The sequence below is a fragment of the Actinospica sp. genome (assembly GCF_035552695.1).
GTDB lineage: Bacteria > Actinomycetota > Actinomycetes > Streptomycetales > Catenulisporaceae > Actinospica.
This window is the reverse complement of record NZ_DASZKT010000127.1, coordinates 1-16889: the sequence shown is the minus strand read 5'-3', so window position 1 is coordinate 16889 and position 16889 is coordinate 1. Positions and strand designations below refer to the sequence as shown.

The window sequence follows — 16889 nt, the reverse complement described above, 5'->3', positions numbered from 1 at the left end:
GGCGCGACCCGTCCGCTCAGGTCGTGATCGCGGGGTCCTGGCCCTCCTCGAGCAGGAAGTGGCCGATGAACACCACGCCCTCGTCGGTCGCGTCGAAGCGGGCGATCGGCGTGCTCGAGGGCTCGTAGAAGACGTCGCCCGCGCGCAGCACGCACTCTGCCTCGCCCTGGATCTGGTAGACGGCGGAGCCCTCGAGGATGTGACCGAAGACCGGGCCGTTGTGGAGGTGGTATCCCCCGGCCACTCCCGGCTCCATCGTGATGCGCCGCACCTCGACCTCGGCGGTTAGGTGGGCCGGGGCAAGCCGGGTGCGCTGCAGCGTCACACGCGTCACCTGAGGGTTGTTCGCGAAATCAGTGTTCTGCGCGGAATTCATGATCCCCACTCTAGGCTGAGGCGGCCGGCAAGGTAGGGTGGAGCGGAGCCCACGAGAGGATCGCGATGACCTTCCAGCTCGCTGACCTGCGCCTTCGACTCATCCAAGCCCCGATGGCCGGGGGTCCCTCGACTCCCGCCCTCGCCGCGGCGGTCGGCCGGGCCGGAGGCCTCGGCTTCCTCGCGGCCGGGTACCTCGCTCCGGAGGCTCTACACCGGCAGATCGAGCAGTTGAGGTCGCTGGCGGGTGACGGAGCGGCGTTCGGAGTGAACGTCTTCGCGCCGCAGGCCGTCGCGGATCCCGGCGCGGTGCAGGCGTATCGCGAGCAACTGCTCCCCGAGGCGCTCGAAGCCGGGGTCGAACTGCCCGAGCCGGACTTCGAGGACACGGATCACTGGACGGAGAAGCTGGAGCTTCTCGCGGCGGACCCGGTGCCCGTGGTCTCCTTCACGTTCGGGCTCCCCGAGCCGGAAGTGCTCGCACGGCTCCGTGGGCAGGGTACGTACACGATCGGCACGGTCACCAGCCCGGACGAGGCCCGGCAGGCGGTTGCCGCTGGCGTCGACGCCCTGTGCGTCCAGGGGCCCGAGGCGGGAGGGCACCGCGGAGTGTTCGACCCCTCCATCGTGCCGTCGGCCACTCCGCTGTCGGCGCTGTTGCAGCAGGTTCGTGCCGCCGTGACGACGGGACCGAGGCAACTGCCGTTGATCGCGGCGGGCGGGATTTCGACATCCGCTGTCGTGGCCGGGCTACTGGCCAGCGATCTGGCCGACGCGGTGCAACTCGGCACGGCATTCCTGCGTGCGGACGAGGCCGGTACCAATCAGCTCCACCGCAACGCGCTGGTCGACGAGGCGTTCTCGGAAACCGTTGTCACGCGGGCGTTCTCCGGCCGATGGGCTCGCGCGTTGCGCACGTCGTTCACGGATCGGCACGCGGATGCCCCGGCCGCGTACCCGGTCATCAACCAGCTGACGAAGCCGCTGCGGACGGCCGCGGCGGCGCGCGAGGACGCGGATGGGATGAACCTCTACGCGGGCAGCGGCCACCTACTGGCACAGGCCGGGCCCGCAGCCGACATCATCGAAGGCCTCGCCAAGGAACTGTGACGCCTTGCAGGCACTCTGAATCGGGCGGACCGGCGGACCGGCGTACTGGGCGGCCACCGAATCAGGCCACTGCGGACTCCCACTCCACATCCGGCGAGGCGGACCAGCGCCGCACGTCGTTCCTCGACGTCAGCCGGATCACCCGCAGATGCGGGTTCGCCGCGATCCGGTCCTCGACCTTGGTACGCCACTGGGAGTGCTGACTTCACGCCCACCGGATCGGGTGATCGGGATCGAGCCAGTCGCGGAACGTCTCCCGGTTCCCGTTCCACAGCTCGCGCCGTGTGGCCGCCCGCACGACGGAACGCCGCACCACCTGCCGCATGATCGTGGCGTGCGGCAGGTCCAGCCACACCAGCGTGTCCGCGCGTCGCCAGAGGAGATCGCCGAGCAGACGGTAGTACTGATCCTCCGTCACCCACCGCTCCCGCGCGGCGATCTCCGCGACCTCGTCCTCGAAGTCGGCCCGCTTCACCCACCCCGGCCCATGGTGCAGCGCGTCCATCTCGTGCTGCGGCAGGCCAAGGGGCTGGCCGACGAAATCGGCCTCGACCGCTCCGGCGTCACCCGCCGCGCGTCACGCCTCGAAGAAGCCGGGCTGCTGCGCCGCGAGTCAGACCCGACGGACCAGCGTGCGACACTCCTCGTGCTCACCGACGCGGGCGAGTCCACGGTCGAGACCATGCGCCGCAGGCTCGCCGCACACCTCCAGGAACGCTTCGACGACTGGCCCGCAGGTGAGGCTCTAGCCTTCGCGGAGTCCTTGCGGCGCTTCATCGCCGAATGGACGACGGTCGACAACTGACTCATCTGGCTCCAGGTGCACTCTCGGCCCGCAGCAACTCGAGGAACACCTGCGCGTGCATGTCGGTCGACGTGTGCTCGATCGCCTCGGCCAGGGTGACGAGGCGGGAGTCGAGCTCGTAGCCGTCCGGATCGGTCCAGTCGGCGTCGGCGGCGAGGTCGCCGTCGCGGCGCCCGGCCTCGCCGACGTAGACGAGTTGCAGGAAGTCGGGGTAGGGGCCTGAGTTGCCCGCGGGCTCGGGCCCGAGGTGGCGCAGGCGGAGCCAGCCGAGCTGCCGCAGGCTGTCCTGCTCGAGCAGCCAGCCGGTCTCCTCGTGCAGCTCGCGGGCGGCGGTGTCGGCGAAGGATTCGCCGGGATTGCGGCGGCCGCCGGGCCAGGGGTGGCGGCCGCTCTTGTTCTCGCAGAACACGTACTTCTCGCCGACGCGCACGATGCAGCGGATGGACGAGATGGTCTCCAGCGGCAGACGCGGTATGGATTCCGTGTCCGTGTACGCGCTGACCCGCAGGGGCATCGCGCCGTCCAGCCAGGCCGTCTCGTGCTCGGCGACGGCCGTGCCGTTCACGTCCGCGAGCACCGCCGCCAGGCCGGGGTGCACATCCACAGGCTCCAAGATCAACCCTTCATGATCAATACCGTGATCCCCGGACGTTCGCCGAAAGGACCGCGATCGTTCGGCTCGATGACGAGCGGCCGACGCAATAGGTCATCGTGTGGACAGGTGCGACGTGCGACGAGACCGAGACGTCACTTTCCGTTCGCCGAACCCTCGCGGAGTCGAGGCCGGGGATGCATCCAACGTGCGCACGATATAGGTGTGCGGGTAGCAGTGGTGACAGAATCCTTCCTGCCCCGAGTCAACGGGGTCACGAACTCGGTCTGCCGGGTGCTTGAGCACCTGGAGCGACGGGGTCATGAGGCATTGATCATAGCGCCGGGTCCGGGGCCCGAGTCGTACGCGGGGTACCCGGTCACGGTCGTTCCGGGCGTCGGGCTGCCCGGATACAACTCCTTCGTGCTCGGACTGCCGACGAAGGCGGTGGAGCGGCGGCTGCGCGAGTTCGCGCCGGACGTCGTGCACCTCGCCTCGCCGGTGGCGCTGGGGGCGGCGGGTGCGCGGGCCGCGCGGAAGATGGGCGTGCCGAGCGTCGCCGTGTTCCAGACCGACCTGGCCGGCTTCGCCCGGCGCTACGGGTTCCGGGGCACCGACAAGACGATCTGGTCCTGGCTGCGGCACGTGCACCGGCAGGCGGCGCGCACGCTGGTGCCGTCCTCGGCCACGTACAAGCAGCTCGACGAGCGCGGCTTTCCCGGCCTGGCGATGTGGCGGCGCGGCGTGGACTCGGAGCGCTTCCAGCCCTCGCGTCGCAACGAGGAACTGCGCCGCGAGCTCGCGCCGAACGGCGAGGTGCTGGTCGGCTACGTGGGCCGGCTGGCGTCCGAGAAGCGGGTCGAACTGCTGGCCTGCCTGGCCGACGCGCCGAACGTGAAGCTGGTCGTGGTCGGTGACGGACCCGCGCAGAAGAAGCTGCGCACGATGCTGCCCGACGCGGCGTTCCTCGGCTTCCTGGACGGGCACCGGCTCGCCGAGGCGTATGCGAGCCTTGACGTCTTCGTGCACACCGGCCCCGACGAGACCTTCTGCCAGGCGGTCCAGGAGGCGATGGCCTCCGGCCTGCCGGTGGTGGCTCCGGCCGCGGGCGGACCGGTGGACCTGGTCACGCCCGAGGAGACCGGGCTGCTGTTCGAGCCGAATGACACGGACGCGCTGCGCGCCTGCGTGCTCCGGCTCGCCGAGGACGCCGAGCTGCGAACCGCGTGGGGCGCCGCCAGCCGGGTCTCGGTCGAGCACCGCAGCTGGACGGCGGTGGGCGACGAACTGCTGCGCCACTACGGCGAAGTGTGCGGGGAGCGGGTGCCGCGCGACACGCCCGACCTGCCGGCCGCGGCGAGCATGGCGAACGTCATCGAACTCGGCGGCAGTGGCGCCGGCGAGGGCCGGGAAGCGGCCGCCGCGTGAACACTGGCGACAAACCCAGCGGCAGACCCGGCGCGCCGCATGGCGGTGCGCCGCTGATGGTGTCGATCCACGACATCGCTCCGGGCACGGCTTCGCAGACGGCGCGCTGGCTCGACGCCCTAGATTCGCGCGGCATTGCGGCCACGCTGCTGCTGGTGCCCGGGCCGTGGCGCGGGGCCAGTCTGGTGTCGGATCCGCAGCTGGCCGAGGACATGCTCGACGCCCAGGATCGCGGGCATGAGCTGTCCCTGCACGGCTTCTACCACGTCGCCACGCACGGCTCAGGACCGTTGTGGCGACGCGGCGTGGCCCAGCTGATGGCGCGCGGCGCGGCCGAGTTCGCGACGCTCTCCGAGGGCGAGGCCCGCGCGCGGATCAAGGCAGGGCTCGAAGAACTGGCCGACGTCGGCATCGACCCGGTCGGCTTCCACCCGCCCGGCTGGCTGGTCTCGCCGGAGTCGGTCAGCGCACTGCGACGCAGCGGCCTGCGCTACTACTCGACGCACCTGGGCGTGCACTCGTTCGCCGGAGCGGGCGGCGCCGCGGCCGAACTGCGGCTCGCGGCCCCCGCGCTCTCGCACCGCCCCGGCGGCGTCGGCGAGCGGCTCGGCGTGCGGCTGATGGTAGCGGCGGCGCGGCGGTTCGCGCGCGACGGCCGGGCCTTCCGGATCGCGCTGCACCCCGACGACCTGAGCCGTCCCGGCCTGCGCGAGGCGACGCTGGGCGCCATCGACGAGGCCCTGGACCTGGGCGCGCGTCCCACGACGTACGCCGCCGCGCTGGGCCTGCCGCGCAGCTCGCGCGAGCCGAACGCGGACCGCGCCCGGGCCACGACGTGAGGATCGTCCAACTCGCGAATCTCTACAGCCGCACCTCAGGCGGCCTGCGCACCGCGATCGACCGGCTCGGCGACGGCTACACGGCCGCGGGCCACGAGCGGACCCTGGTCGTTCCGGACCGCGAATGGCAGGTGCGGCACACCGCGGCCGGGATGACGGTCACCGTGCCGAGCACGGCCGTGGGCAACGGCTATCGCATGATCATGCGAACGGGTGCGGTCGAGCGGCTGCTGGAACGGCTGCAACCGGACGTCATCGAGGTCTCGGACAAGTACACGTTGACGGCCGTGGCCGGCTGGGCCGCGCAGCACGGCGTCGGCGCGGTGCTCTTCTCGCACGAGCGGCTGGACGCGATCATTCCCGCGCACATGCCGCGGACCGGCAGTTCTCCGGCGGCGCGGGCCGCGATCCGGGCCTGGAACCAGCGGGTGGCGACCCGGTTCGACGCCGTCGTGGTCACGTCCCAGTTCGCAGAGCACGAATTCAGCGGCCTGAAGCTGCGCTCGCTCCGCAGGATACCGCTGGGTGTGGATCTCGAGCTGTTCCATCCGCAGTGCACCGTCGCACACCAGGGCATCCACCTCGCGTACGCGGGCCGACTGTCGCAGGAGAAGAACGTCGGGCTCGCGATCGCGGCGTTGCGCGAACTGACCCGCACCGGCCACGACGCGCATCTCGACATCTACGGAACCGGTACGGCGCAGGCGGAACTGCGTCGCGCGGCCAAGGGCCTGCCGGTGGAGTTCCACGGCCATGTCGGCGACCGGCCGCTGCTCGCCTCCCGGCTGGCCGCGGCGGACGTAGTGCTCGCGCCCTGCCTCGTGGAGAGCTTCGGCTTGTCAGTGCTCGAAGCCCTCGCCTGCGGAACGCCCGTGGTCGCGGCGTCCGGCGGTGCGTCCGGCGAACTGCTCGGCGGGGCCGCCGGAGCGGTGGCGTCGCCGACGGCGAGCGGGATGGCCGAGGGCGTGCTCGAGGTGCTCCGCCGTCCCGAGGCGGAGCGGCGCGCGGCGGCACGGTCGCGCGCGGAGCGCCACCCCTGGTCGCGCTCGGTCGAGGAGATGCTCGACGTGCACGAGTACGTCGCGGCCTCGGCGGGCGGGCGGCCGATCAGCACGAAGACCAAGACGAGGACCAAGCCGAAGACGGCGTCCCCGCCGAAGATCAAGATAAAAACGAAGACGAAGACCGAGCCGAAGACAAAGACGAAGGCAAAGACGAAGACGGGTACTCGAAGGTCACGGCGCGACGCGCAGGCTGCTTGAGGCACGCGCGACGAGCTCCGGTTGCAGCACGACGTGCCGGTGCGCGTGCCCTTCGACGTCGTGGTCGGCCGCGCTCTCGCGGACCAGCATCTCGGCGGCGATCCGACCCATCTCGGCGGCGGGCTGCCGCACCGAGGTGAGCGGGACGGCGGCCGCCGCGGCGAACTGGATGTCGTCGTATCCGACGAGCGCGATCTCCTCGGGCACCTTGATCCCGGCCGCGAACAGCGCCTGCAGCACGCCCAGCGCCAGCATGTCGTTCGCGCAGAACACCGCCGTGGGCCGGTCGGGCAGGTCGAGCAGGCGGGCGACGGCGTCGGCCCCGATGGACGCGGCGACATCCGGCAGGATCTCGCGCACCGTCTCCGGCGCGAGGCCGGCCAGCGCGACCGCCCGGCATGCGCCCTTCCACCGATCCCGGATCTGCGGGCGGCCGTGCCCGACGCCGCTGACGAAGGCGATGGAACGATGCCCTTGCGCGAGCAGATGCGCGACGGCCATCTCACCGCCCGCCACGTCGTCCACGGAGACCGAGCAGGACCCTCCCCCGTCCTCGGTGTCGTCGACGATGGCGTCCACCACGACGTACGGAATTCCGTGGCGACGCAGCAGGTCCAGGTCGCGGCCGGTCGGATCGGCGGGCGTGACCAGCACGCCGCGCACCCGCTGCTCGACGAACATCGACAGGTATTCGGCCTCTTCATCCGGCGAGCTGGCGCTGTTGCAGACCATCACGCCGAGCCCGGCCGCGCGCGCCGCCCGCTCGGCCCCGCGCGCGACGTCCACGAAGAACGGGTTGCCCATGTCGAGCACCAGCAGGCCGACGATCCGGCTGGCCCCGGCCCGCAGCTGACGTGCGGATTCGCTCCGGACGTAGCCGAGGTGGCGGACGACCTCCTGCACCCGCTCGCGGGTCGCCCTGGCCACGGTGTCCGGCCGGTTGATCACGTTGGAGACCGTGCCGACGGACACGCCGGCCTCCCGGGCGACGTCCTTGATCCCCACCGTCCGTCTGAGCACTCCAGCACCACCAGTCACATTGAAATGTTTCATCCGGAGATGGGCCCATCATATGCGCGGCTGAAGCTGTTGATGTGGTTCAGGCGGCCGCGAAGCCGTCCATGATGACCGTCGGCTCCCGGGTCGAGGCGTCCCAGGCTCCCGAGCCGTAGCTGTCAAAGGGCGAATACACCTCGGGCTCCCAGTAGAAGAGGCCGAGCCCGCCCTTGGCCTTGAGCGCGATGAGGTAGGCCTCGAGGGTCTTCTCGGTGCTCCCCGGGCTGCTCGCCGACCCGCCGAACTCGGCCTGCATGAAGGGCTTGCCGTAGGCCGCGGAGATCTCCGCCATGTTCGCGACGATGCCCGCGGCCTCGGACGCGCTGCCGTACGACGAGAACACTGACATGTCCCACTTGCCGCCGTTGCCGCTGTAGGCGCTGAAGAATGTCTCCATCGACGCGTAGTTCTGCGGCTGGGCCAGGTGGACGCAGACCTGCGAGTTCGGCGAGACCTCCTTGACCATGTCGTGCGCGGCGTTGAGCAGGCCGGTCATCTGCGCGGGCCGGCTGACGCCGCCGACGGGGTGGCAGATGCCTGAGTTGATCTCGTTGCCGATCTGCACCCACTCGGGATAGATGCCGTCGTACTTCAACACGTTCATCGAGTGATAGACGTAGTTGTACATGGCGGTGAGCATCCCGGAGTACGTCATGCTCGCCCAGGCCGCCGGCGGATTCTGCACGCCGACCGAGTTCCACGTGTCGCCGAAGTGGAAGTCCAGCAGCACGCTCATACCCGCGCCCTTGGCCTGCACCGCCATCGCCGCGGTCTCGCTGATCGAGCAGTGCCCGTTGACCGGGTCGCTCGACGGGTTCACCCAGGTGCGCAGCCGAACGGCGCCGATGCCGTAGCCGGCCAGGATCGTGAACAGGTTCTCGGCCGTGCCCGAGGCGTTCTTCCAGGTGTAGCCCCCGGCGGACATCTGCTGCGCCCAACTGATGTCGGCCCCGTTGATGAACGAGGCCGCCTGCGCGGACGAGGCCCCGAACGGCGAACCGACAGCGAGCCCGACCGCCCCCGCCGCCGCTCCGGCCAGCAGGGTCCGCCGACTGATTTCGCGTTCCGCCATGGTGCGTTCCTCTCAAGGGGTGTGGGCAAGGAGTCCTGGGAGCGCTCCCAGGATTCTCTTCCCGCTTCCGTCGGAGGCGAAGCACCGCGATGAAAGTTTCAGGGCCGCGGGTCAGGCGCCTGACGCGCTCGACACACCCGCCGCGCAATCGACGTGGCCCCAGCCGTTCGGCCCCTTGGCGATCCGCTCGCCGGCCGCGTAGCGCCGACCGCAGCCGCAGGTCCCGGCGTATTTAGCCGCGATGGACCTGGGCTCGCCGCCTGAACTCGCCGACTTCGCGGCGGCGGCGCTCTTCTTGGGGGCCGAGGTGACGGCGGGCACGGCGAGCAGTCGGCTCTGCTCGGGCGTCAGCACTCCCGCGACCGACTGCTGGCTGATCGCGCACGCGCTGGCCGCCTCGTCCGCGAAGGCGTTGAGCGGATCGCCGCCGTCCTGGTGCGCGGGTACGTAGACGAACTTCACGTCGCGCCCGGTGAGCAGCGCGTCGATGCGGACCACGAGCTCGCGGTTGGCGACCGGGCTGCCGGACGCCGTCTTCCAGCCGCGCTTGCGCCAACCCGGCAGCCAGGTCGTCACGGCGTTCATCGCGTACTGCGAGTCCATCCGCACTTCCAAAGGCACTCGATCGACCGTCGAGAGCAGTTCCTCCAGCGCGGTCAGCTCGGCGATGTTGTTGGTCGCGGTGCCCAGCGCTCCGGCCGCCCAGCGTCCGGGACCGCCGTTCGCGTCTTCGGCGATGACCCACGCCCACGCGGCGGGTCCGGGGTTCTTCTTGCAGGCACCGTCACACGCGGCGAGGACTCGGTCGATCATTCGTCCATCATGCCAGGGCGAGGGGCCGGCAGTGGCGACCACCGCCGAACCCTCGCCGGATACAGCTAGCCGAAGCGCACCGAGACACCCTCGCGCGTCTGGACCGGGGCGGCCTGCACACCCGCGAGGTTGACGCTGACCGTGTCGAACCAGCCGTGCACGCCGCGGGCCTCGAGCACCGGGACCACGGTGCCGGTGCGCGGGGCGCTCGTCAGGTTCAAGGCGAGAGTGCTGCCCGCGCCGAGCTCGACGCGGCCGGCGACGGACAGCGCGGCGCCGCGGACGTCCGTGCCGCCGAGGTTCACCTGCAGCGTGCCGCCGTCCTGCGTGAAGTCGCCGCGGACCTCGACGCCGCCGCAGCCTGCCGCGTCGGCCGAGTTCCGCGAGCGTGCCCGCGGACTGCACGGTCACGTCGCCGTGGCCGAGCGCGTCGGCCGAGGCCGCGACGACCGTGCCCGCCTGGACCGTCGTACCGCCGCTGTAGCTGTTCGCGCCGGCGAGGGTGAGCGTGCCAGTGCCCTGCTTCACCAGGTCGCCCTTGCCGCTGATGTCGTTGCGCCACGCGTCGGCGCGGTTGAAGCCGCCCTGACTCGCGTCCATCGCCACGGTGACCGTGCTCGTGAAGGCTCCGTAGCCGTAGGCGGCCGCGAACAGGTGATCCGGCCCCACTCCTCGAAGCCGTCCAGCATCACGTTGCGCGAGTCGATGGCCGTCGTGGCCAGGACCTCGCGGCGCTGGTCGGCGGTCAGGTACGGCTGGCGGGTCTCCAGCAGCACCTCGGCCCCCTCCGGCGCGGCTTAGACCTTCGCAGGCTTCTGTGAGCCGCCGGTCGGCAGGCCGTAGGTCAGGTGCGGGTAGACGATGCCGGCATTCACCTCGCGGTCGGCGAACTGGTCCTCGTCAACGCCCTGCGAGTGCGCATAGTCGAAACAGCGTGTCCGCGGTCGTGCCGGTCTGCGCCTCGAAGTAGGCCAGCGCCTGTGCCCGGGCCGCCGCCTTGATCGTGGCGTTCGCGGGGTCGTAGAGGATCGCGGCGGCCAGCGCGGTTGCCAGGATCCGGCCGCCGATCACGTCGTTCGGCGAGTGCATGCCCGCGACGATGCGCGTGTTCGCCGAGTACGACGCGCAGGCGATCAGCTCCTGGAAGCGCTCCGGCAGCGCGTAGGCGTAGCCGATCCCGGCGAGGTAGAAGGCGTTGGTATGCCCGCTCGGGAAGCCGCCGTCGCTCGCCGGGGTGGTACTGCGCTGGAGGAGCAGCTGCGCACAGACCTCGACGTCCGACTCGTAGACCGGGAAGCCGCACGCGTCCACCGTGCCGGTGTCCACGACCTCGCTGTCCTCGTTCATCCGCCACGGCCGCGGGTAGTTGTACGCGCTCTTCGACGGGCTGCCGGACGAGTAGTTGCCGCGCACTGTGTCGACGAGCTCGACGACGCTGCCCAGCGCGGAGGTGGACGATCCGGCGCCGGTGGACGAGCCGACCGGAGCTCCGGCCGGGACTCCGTCATTGATGGTGGTGGACGGCGTGCCGTCCGGCGCGGAGGTGATGGTGGTGACGGCCAGCGCTCCCGACTTGTACAGGTCGGCAAGCGGCCCGAGGCCGGTGATCATCGAATAGCTCTGATCCCGCCGGTCGAAGATGAACGCCTCCTTGGCCTGCGCCTCGGTGCGGTCCTTGGTCACCTTCGCACTGAGCACCATGTTCGCGCGCAGGTAGTTCTTCAGCAGCACGGTGCCGTTGTTCCACGCGCTGCCGGTCTCCCACGCCTCGGCCATGCCGTCCAGCGCGCGCACCGCGGCGTTCGTCGCGGCGGTCAGGTTCGTCGAGATGTTCGTCTGGTAGGACTCGACGAATGGCAGACCGGTGACGGTCTCGGCAAGCGAGGTGCCGGTGGCCGCGGCCTTCGCGGAGGCTGCGGCAGCGGGCGAGGCGTAGAAGGCGACGGGAGCCACGGCCGAGACGGCCAGGAATCCGCGGCGGCTGAGCTTGCTCGAGGAGATCGTCATCATCGGCTTTCTGTCGACGGCCGGAAGTCAGTGCGTGTTCGTGTGTGCGCGCGTTCCGCCCCGGCAGCATCCGCGCCGCGCGCCACGGCCCGGAGAACACTGAGCGACCGCTCCGTGAACGCTCCCAGGCGTCTTTGACCTGCACCGCCGCCAACTGCGTGGATGAGAAACCCGTGCGTTACCAAACCTTCCGCGCGCCCTCGACGGGTGCCCGACGGTGTGTCAGGATGCGTCCTGGCTCTCGGCCGAACTCCCCCGATCCCCGCAAGGGAAAACCCTCGAGGAGACGACCATGCCCCTACCCACCCTCATCACGCGCACGGGCGGCCGGCTGGCCGCCGCCGCGGCACTGCTGCTCGCCGCCGTCGGCACCGGCTCGGCCGCGGCTCCCGCCCGGGCCGCCGATCTCAGCTCACTGAGTCTCGCCGGCGTGACCGGGACCGGCATTCACAACACGTACAACGACAAGACGCCGTACACGATACGCAGGCCCCGCTTGCGTCGTTCGGCGCGGGCGGGGCTGCGGCTGCTGACCGCGAGCGCCCTCGTGACGCTCGCGGTTTCCGCCGCAGCCCCGACAATGGCCACCATCACGCCCGCCGCCGCGAGCCTGGTCACGTCTCCGGACTCGCTCGTCAACCCCTTCGTCGGCACCGGTTCGAACTCCGACTACAGCGCGGGCAACACCTTCCCGGGCGCCGACGTGCCGCACGGCATGCTGCAGTGGAGCCCGGACACCAATTCGCGGCCGAACGGCGGCGGCTACAACTACGCCGACTCGGACGTCACCGGCTTCAGCCTGACGCACGTCTCGGGCGTCGGCTGCGAGGCCGCGGGCGACGTGCCGATCCTGCCGATCACCGGTTCGGTCGGCTCCAGCCCCGGTTTGGATGACGAATCCTTCGCGCACAGCAATGAAACGGCGTCACCGGGGTATTACTCCGTCGCGCTGGGCAATGGCACGTCCGTCGCGCTGACCACATCCACCCATGCCGGCATCGGACAGTTCACCTTTCCCGCATCGACGTCAGCGTCCCTGCTGCTGAAGCTGGACAGCCCAGACACCCCCTACGTCTCCTCCACGCTGAACACCGTGGGCTCTGACGAACTGACCGGCTCGGTGACGAGTTCAGGGTTCTGTGAGGCGACGAACGACTTCACCGTCTACTTCGCGATCGAGTTCGACCAGAACTTCACCGCCGAAGGGACGTACGACGGCACCTCGGCCGGTCCGGGGGGCGCGTACGTCACCTTCGGCACCCTGTCCGCTCAGACCACCGTCACCGCGCGTGTCGGCATCTCGTATACCTCGACCGCCGAGGCTCGGGCGAACCTGGGCGCTGAGGTGGCGAACGGGACGTTCGCGCAGGTCGAGGCGTCGGCGCAGGCATCATGGACCGCAGCGCTCGACAAGATCGAGGTGGCTGGCGGCACGTCGGCCGAGCAGGCCACGTTCTACACGGCGCTCTACCACGCCGAGCTGTTCCCGAGCGTGATCAGCGACGCGGACGGCGAATACCGCGGCTTCGACGGGAACGTGCACACCATCGGCTCGGGGCATTCGAATGAGTATGGGGACTTCTCGAACTGGGACATCTACCGATCCCAGGCGCAGCTCACGGCCCTGATCAACCCGCAGACCGCCGACGACATGGCCCAGTCGATCCTTGACGACTACGCGCAGGGCGGCACGCTCACCAAGTGGGGCATGAACAACGGCGAGACCTACATTATGGTCGGCGACTCGGCGGTGCCCGTACTGGCCGACTACTACGCGTTCGGCGCCACCGGCTTCGACTCGTCAACCGCACTCTCCGCGATGGAGAAGGAACAGACCACTGACACGAACGTGACGCCGGGCGTGACGTACCTGGACAGCTTCGGCTACCTCCCGACCAACAGCATCTACGGCTGCTGCCATGAGTACGCGACGGGGACGACGCAGCTCGAATACGACATCGACGACTTCGCGCTCTCGGCGTTCGCGGGCAAGCTGGGCAACACGTCCGTGCAGACGAAGTTCCAGAACCGGGCGCAGGACTGGGAGAACATCTTCAACACGTCCTCCGGATACATACAGCCGCGGCACTCGAACGGCCGCTGGATGGACGGCTTCAACGCCAAGCTGATCACCGGCACGTCGTCGAACGACTTCGCCGAGGGCGACGCGTTCACCTACACCCCGGACATCCCGTTCAACATCGCCGAGCTCGCGAGCCTCGAAGGCGGCGATTCATCGCTGGCCGGCTACCTCGACAGCGTGCTGAGCGGCTACCAGGGCCTGGCGAGCGTCGTCGGCACCCAGGCGAACCTGGGCAACGAGCCGAGCATCGAGATCCCGTGGGAGTACGACTGGGTCGGCGAGCCGTACAAGACCCAGAGCAACGTCCGAGCGGTCGAGGACCAACTGTGGTCGGATGCGGCCGGAGGCATCCCCGGCAACGACGACCTCGGCGAGATGAGCGCGTGGTACGTCTGGTCCGCGCTCGGCCTGTACCCGGAGACCCCGGGCACGGCCGACCTGGCGATCGGCAGCCCGCTGTTCACGCAAGCCGTGGTGTCCGTGGGCTCCGCAGGCAAGACCTTGACGATCGACGCCCCGAACGCCGCCGCCGCCGACCCGTACGTCCAGGGCCTGACGATCAACGGCACCTCGTCCTCACTCGCGTATCTGCCGGCCACGGACGTGCTCAGCGGAACGACGCTCGACTTCAGTCTCGGTTCGAGCGCCGACACCTCCTGGGCAGCGGCGACGGCCGACGCCCCGCCGTCCTACAACGGCACCCCCGGCACCGGCGTCACCGAACCCGTCGGCGCGATCACCGAGACCCAGACCGGCAAGTGCATCGACGACGCCGCCGCGGGCACCTCCAACGGCACCGCGATCCAGGTCTACACCTGCAACAGCACCAACGCGCAGACCTGGACAGTGGCTCCGGACCACACCCTGCAGGTCCTCACCGACTGCATGGACGTCACCAACGGCGCCACGACCGCAGGAACCAAGATCCAGCTGCACACGTGCAACGGCACCGTCGCCGAGCAATGGCAGCAGAACGCATCCGGCGAGTTGGTCAACCCGGCATCAGGCCTCTGTCTCACCGACACCAGCAACGGCGCCACCAACAGGACGCAACTCGCGCTGGAGACCTGTGCCGCCGCGGCGGGCCAGGTCTGGACGCTGCCGTAGGTTCACTTTCCCCGCTTCACATGCTGCGCAGCCCGGTTCTTCCGGACTGCGCAGCATCGTTTCACCGGTTCGAGCCGATTCCTCCGCCACCCGCCTTGAGAGATTAACCGGGCCGTGGTGGATCCCTGCGCCGGTAGCCGCTTTCATCGACGCAGACCGCTGATATTCAGCGGTCTGATCCTTGAAAGGACCCTACCCACATGCTCCCCGCCTCGCTCCACCGCCGGGTCGTGCTGCTGACCGCACCCGCCCTGACCTGCGCAGGACTGTTCGGCATCGCCGCCTCCACCGCCACGGTCGCGCACGCCGACACCGTCACCACCACCTGCTCGACCGCTTACCTGCCGCTGCCTGACCCGTCCTGCACTCCGGGCGTGCTCAACCCGGACGTCACGCAGGACACCATCGACTCGACCATCTGCGTATCCGGCTGGACGAGCACCATACGTCCGTCGACCTCGTACACCAACAAGCTCAAGGCCGCGGGCATCGTCGATTACGGGTACAGCGACACCAGCATGTCCGACTACGCGGAGGACCACTTCGTGCCCCTCGAACTCGGTGGCAGCCCGACCGACCCGGGCAACCCTGTGGCCCGAGCCGCACTACGCCGACAGCTCCGGCAACACCTCGTACACCAAGGACGCGGTGGAGAACAAGCTGAAGAAGGCCGTGTGCGACGGCGCGGTCAGTCTCGCCGACGCCCGGAACGCGATCATCACCAACTGTACGACAGCGGTCTGCTCGCTCGGCCTGTCGTAACGCCTTCGCTGGCTTGTCCGGTTTACCTGCCACACACAGGTGAAACCGGACAAGCTGCAAGCCAGAAACCCTTTGCGCCACACGCGAGGCGGCTTCTAACGTTGCCGCCGTGGATACCCCCGCCGCACCTGCCTCGACGTACCCGCCGCTGAACGTGCAGGTTCACACCCCCGTACTCTCCCTGCTCGGCGCGACCGACGCGATGTTGGAGCGGCTCGTCCCGATCGTGCGCAAGGGCGTGGCCACCGAACCGCCGTGGCCGTTCGACGACCCGATGTCGCTGTATCAGGACTCGCCGAACCGCGAATGGGCCTGGCTACGAGCCATGTGGGCCGGACGCGGACGAGTCAACGAGAGCTTCTGGCGCCTGTACTTCGTCGTGGTCCTGGACGGCGAGCCGATCGGCATGCAGGACCTGATCGGCGTCGACTTCGCCGCATTCCGCACCGTCACCACGTTCTCGTGGCTGAGCCCCGACGCCAGACGCCGCGGTCTGGGACGTGAGATGCGCCAAGCCGTACTCCACCTCGCATTCGAGGGACTCGGCGCACGCCGCGCCGAAAGCGAGGCCTTCTTCGACAACCACGCCTCCAACCGCGTCTCCGCAGCTCTCGGCTACCAGCCCAACGGCATCGCCTGGGCAACCCGCCACGGCGACCCCGCCGACCTGAACCGCTGGCTCCTCACCCGCGAACAGTGGCTCGCCAGCCGCCGCACCGACATCACCCTCGCCGGCGTCCCGGACTGCCTCCCGGTACTCGGCATCGGCAGCTAGGCCCTTGCGTGCCGTCGGGCCAGCCCCTCCCACCAAGAGGCCACCACGGCACCTGTTCGCTGTGAGCAGACGAAAGCCCGCGCTATCAGGACTCGAGCGCTCGAAGGCGTTCCCGCACTCCTGCGGCGTCGCGGTGCGCGAGATTGTCGAGGATGACCAGGGCCTGCTGCCAGAGATCCTTGGCGACTGAGGGCTCTCCCATGGCGAGGCGCGTGTCCCCGATCATGGTCAGGGCGTGGGCCTGCAGGAAGTAATCTATCGCCAGCGGAAGGAACCCGCACAGGCCGACGGCCTCCACCACGGCGTCCCGTTCGCCGGCCGTGCGGTCCAGGCCGGCGATCCGGTCGAACAGCTCGACCGCGTCCGGCACCGTCATCACGCGCATCGAGAGGATCTCGGCGCCCTCAAGCCCGACCAGGCGCCGGCGGCTGGTGATGACGACGCTGCAGGAGCCGCCCCCGGGCAGCAGGGGCCGTACTTGCTGCACGGTCGCGGCGTTGTCCAGCAGCACCACCGCTCTGCGCCCGGCCGTCTCCGCACGCCAGAGCGCCGCGCGTTCCTCGAGCTCGTGCGGGATGGCGACCGGATCGACACCGAGCTGGGTCAGCAGCCGGTGCAGCGCCATGTTGGCGTCCAAGGGGCCGCGACCGGGCGTGTGGCCGTGCAGATCGACGAAGAACTGCCCATCGCGGGTCAGGAAGTCCGGTACGCCGCATACCGCTGCCCGTTGCCCACAGTCCCCTGCGCCTTGCCCCGAATCCAGGCCAGTTCCCATTCCCGAAACGACCCGGCGGGGGGGGGGG

General features: G+C 69.8%; 19 protein-coding genes and 1 pseudogene. 9 read left to right on the top strand and 11 right to left on the bottom strand.

Going from position 1 to position 16889, the window contains the following annotated elements; genetic code table 11:
- Positions 1 to 16: 16 nt before the first annotated feature.
- Entirely contained in the window at positions 17 to 376 is a 360-nt protein-coding gene (locus tag VG296_RS16010; protein WP_325566523.1) for a cupin domain-containing protein, read from the bottom strand.
- 65 nt (positions 377 to 441) lie between these two features.
- Here VG296_RS16010 and VG296_RS16005 point away from each other — a divergent pair, with 65 nt between their 5' ends.
- On the top strand, positions 442 to 1485 hold the full coding sequence (locus VG296_RS16005) for an NAD(P)H-dependent flavin oxidoreductase (RefSeq protein WP_325566522.1): 1044 nt from the start codon (positions 442 to 444) through the stop codon (positions 1483 to 1485).
- 205 nt (positions 1486 to 1690) lie between these two features.
- Here VG296_RS16005 and VG296_RS16000 read toward each other — a convergent pair whose 3' ends face one another.
- Complete coding sequence (locus VG296_RS16000; RefSeq protein WP_325566521.1) at positions 1691 to 1960, bottom strand: hypothetical protein; 270 nt, start codon at positions 1958 to 1960, stop codon at positions 1691 to 1693.
- A 12-nt stretch (positions 1961 to 1972) separates the two neighbouring features.
- On the opposite strand from VG296_RS16000, the gene VG296_RS15995 reads away from it, so the two are divergent.
- Complete coding sequence (locus VG296_RS15995) at positions 1973 to 2290, top strand: MarR family winged helix-turn-helix transcriptional regulator (protein ID WP_325566520.1); 318 nt, start codon at positions 1973 to 1975, stop codon at positions 2288 to 2290.
- A 1-nt stretch (position 2291) separates the two neighbouring features.
- Here VG296_RS15995 and VG296_RS15990 read toward each other — a convergent pair whose 3' ends face one another.
- A complete protein-coding gene (locus VG296_RS15990) occupies positions 2292 to 2909 on the bottom strand; it encodes an NUDIX domain-containing protein (protein ID WP_325566519.1) in 618 nt (205 codons plus the stop codon).
- A gap of 210 nt (positions 2910 to 3119) precedes the next feature.
- On the opposite strand from VG296_RS15990, the gene VG296_RS15985 reads away from it, so the two are divergent.
- From VG296_RS15985 to VG296_RS15975, 3 genes are read left to right on the top strand one after another with little or no spacing between them, the layout of a single operon-like run.
- Entirely contained in the window at positions 3120 to 4310 is a 1191-nt protein-coding gene (locus VG296_RS15985; RefSeq protein ID WP_325566518.1) for a glycosyltransferase family 1 protein, read from the top strand.
- Between the two features lie 56 nt (positions 4311 to 4366).
- On the top strand, positions 4367 to 5149 hold the full coding sequence (locus VG296_RS15980; protein ID WP_325566517.1) for a polysaccharide deacetylase family protein: 783 nt from the start codon (positions 4367 to 4369) through the stop codon (positions 5147 to 5149).
- On the top strand, positions 5146 to 6411 hold the full coding sequence (locus VG296_RS15975; RefSeq protein ID WP_325566516.1) for a glycosyltransferase: 1266 nt from the start codon (positions 5146 to 5148) through the stop codon (positions 6409 to 6411). Before VG296_RS15980 ends, VG296_RS15975 begins: the two co-directional genes overlap by 4 nt.
- Here VG296_RS15975 and VG296_RS15970 read toward each other — a convergent pair.
- The 5 genes and pseudogenes from VG296_RS15970 to VG296_RS32885 all read right to left on the bottom strand — a co-directional run.
- On the bottom strand, positions 6385 to 7431 hold the full coding sequence (locus VG296_RS15970; RefSeq protein WP_325566515.1) for a LacI family DNA-binding transcriptional regulator: 1047 nt from the start codon (positions 7429 to 7431) through the stop codon (positions 6385 to 6387). The two genes, VG296_RS15975 and VG296_RS15970, sit on opposite strands and share 27 nt — an antisense overlap.
- Positions 7432 to 7510: 79 nt before the next feature.
- Positions 7511 to 8539, bottom strand: a complete 1029-nt coding sequence (locus VG296_RS15965; RefSeq protein WP_325566514.1) for a glycosyl hydrolase 53 family protein — start codon at positions 8537 to 8539, stop codon at positions 7511 to 7513.
- A gap of 111 nt (positions 8540 to 8650) precedes the next feature.
- On the bottom strand, positions 8651 to 9352 hold the full coding sequence (locus VG296_RS15960) for a ribonuclease H (protein ID WP_325566513.1): 702 nt from the start codon (positions 9350 to 9352) through the stop codon (positions 8651 to 8653).
- 65 nt (positions 9353 to 9417) lie between these two features.
- Positions 9418 to 9657, bottom strand: a complete 240-nt coding sequence (locus tag VG296_RS15955) for a hypothetical protein (RefSeq protein WP_325566512.1) — start codon at positions 9655 to 9657, stop codon at positions 9418 to 9420.
- A 178-nt stretch (positions 9658 to 9835) separates the two neighbouring features.
- Positions 9836 to 9952 (bottom strand): annotated as a pseudogene (locus VG296_RS32885) (autotransporter-associated beta strand repeat-containing protein); the annotation flags it as partial.
- Between the two features lie 54 nt (positions 9953 to 10006).
- On the opposite strand from VG296_RS32885, the gene VG296_RS15950 reads away from it, so the two are divergent.
- Positions 10007 to 10153 (top strand): hypothetical protein, encoded by a 147-nt coding sequence (locus VG296_RS15950; RefSeq protein WP_325566511.1) that lies wholly within the window; start codon positions 10007 to 10009, stop codon positions 10151 to 10153.
- 99 nt (positions 10154 to 10252) lie between these two features.
- Here VG296_RS15950 and VG296_RS15945 read toward each other — a convergent pair whose 3' ends face one another.
- A complete protein-coding gene (locus tag VG296_RS15945; protein ID WP_325566510.1) occupies positions 10253 to 11362 on the bottom strand; it encodes a phosphatase PAP2 family protein in 1110 nt (369 codons plus the stop codon).
- A 289-nt stretch (positions 11363 to 11651) separates the two neighbouring features.
- Here VG296_RS15945 and VG296_RS15940 point away from each other — a divergent pair, with 289 nt between their 5' ends.
- Positions 11652 to 14549: a GH92 family glycosyl hydrolase gene (locus VG296_RS15940; RefSeq protein ID WP_325566509.1), complete on the top strand. Its 2898-nt coding sequence runs from the start codon at positions 11652 to 11654 to the stop codon at positions 14547 to 14549.
- A gap of 337 nt (positions 14550 to 14886) precedes the next feature.
- Here VG296_RS15940 and VG296_RS15935 read toward each other — a convergent pair whose 3' ends face one another.
- Entirely contained in the window at positions 14887 to 15027 is a 141-nt protein-coding gene (locus tag VG296_RS15935; protein WP_325566508.1) for a hypothetical protein, read from the bottom strand.
- A gap of 83 nt (positions 15028 to 15110) precedes the next feature.
- Here VG296_RS15935 and VG296_RS15930 point away from each other — a divergent pair, with 83 nt between their 5' ends.
- Both VG296_RS15930 and VG296_RS15925 read left to right on the top strand, forming a co-directional pair.
- On the top strand, positions 15111 to 15311 hold the full coding sequence (locus VG296_RS15930) for a hypothetical protein (protein ID WP_325566507.1): 201 nt from the start codon (positions 15111 to 15113) through the stop codon (positions 15309 to 15311).
- A gap of 109 nt (positions 15312 to 15420) precedes the next feature.
- Positions 15421 to 16086 (top strand): GNAT family protein, encoded by a 666-nt coding sequence (locus VG296_RS15925; RefSeq protein WP_325566506.1) that lies wholly within the window; start codon positions 15421 to 15423, stop codon positions 16084 to 16086.
- Positions 16087 to 16171: 85 nt separating this feature from the next.
- Here the strand turns inward: VG296_RS15925 and VG296_RS15920 are convergent, their stop codons facing one another.
- Positions 16172 to 16711, bottom strand: a complete 540-nt coding sequence (locus tag VG296_RS15920; RefSeq protein ID WP_325566505.1) for a hypothetical protein — start codon at positions 16709 to 16711, stop codon at positions 16172 to 16174.
- Between the last annotated feature and the right edge of the window lie 178 nt (positions 16712 to 16889).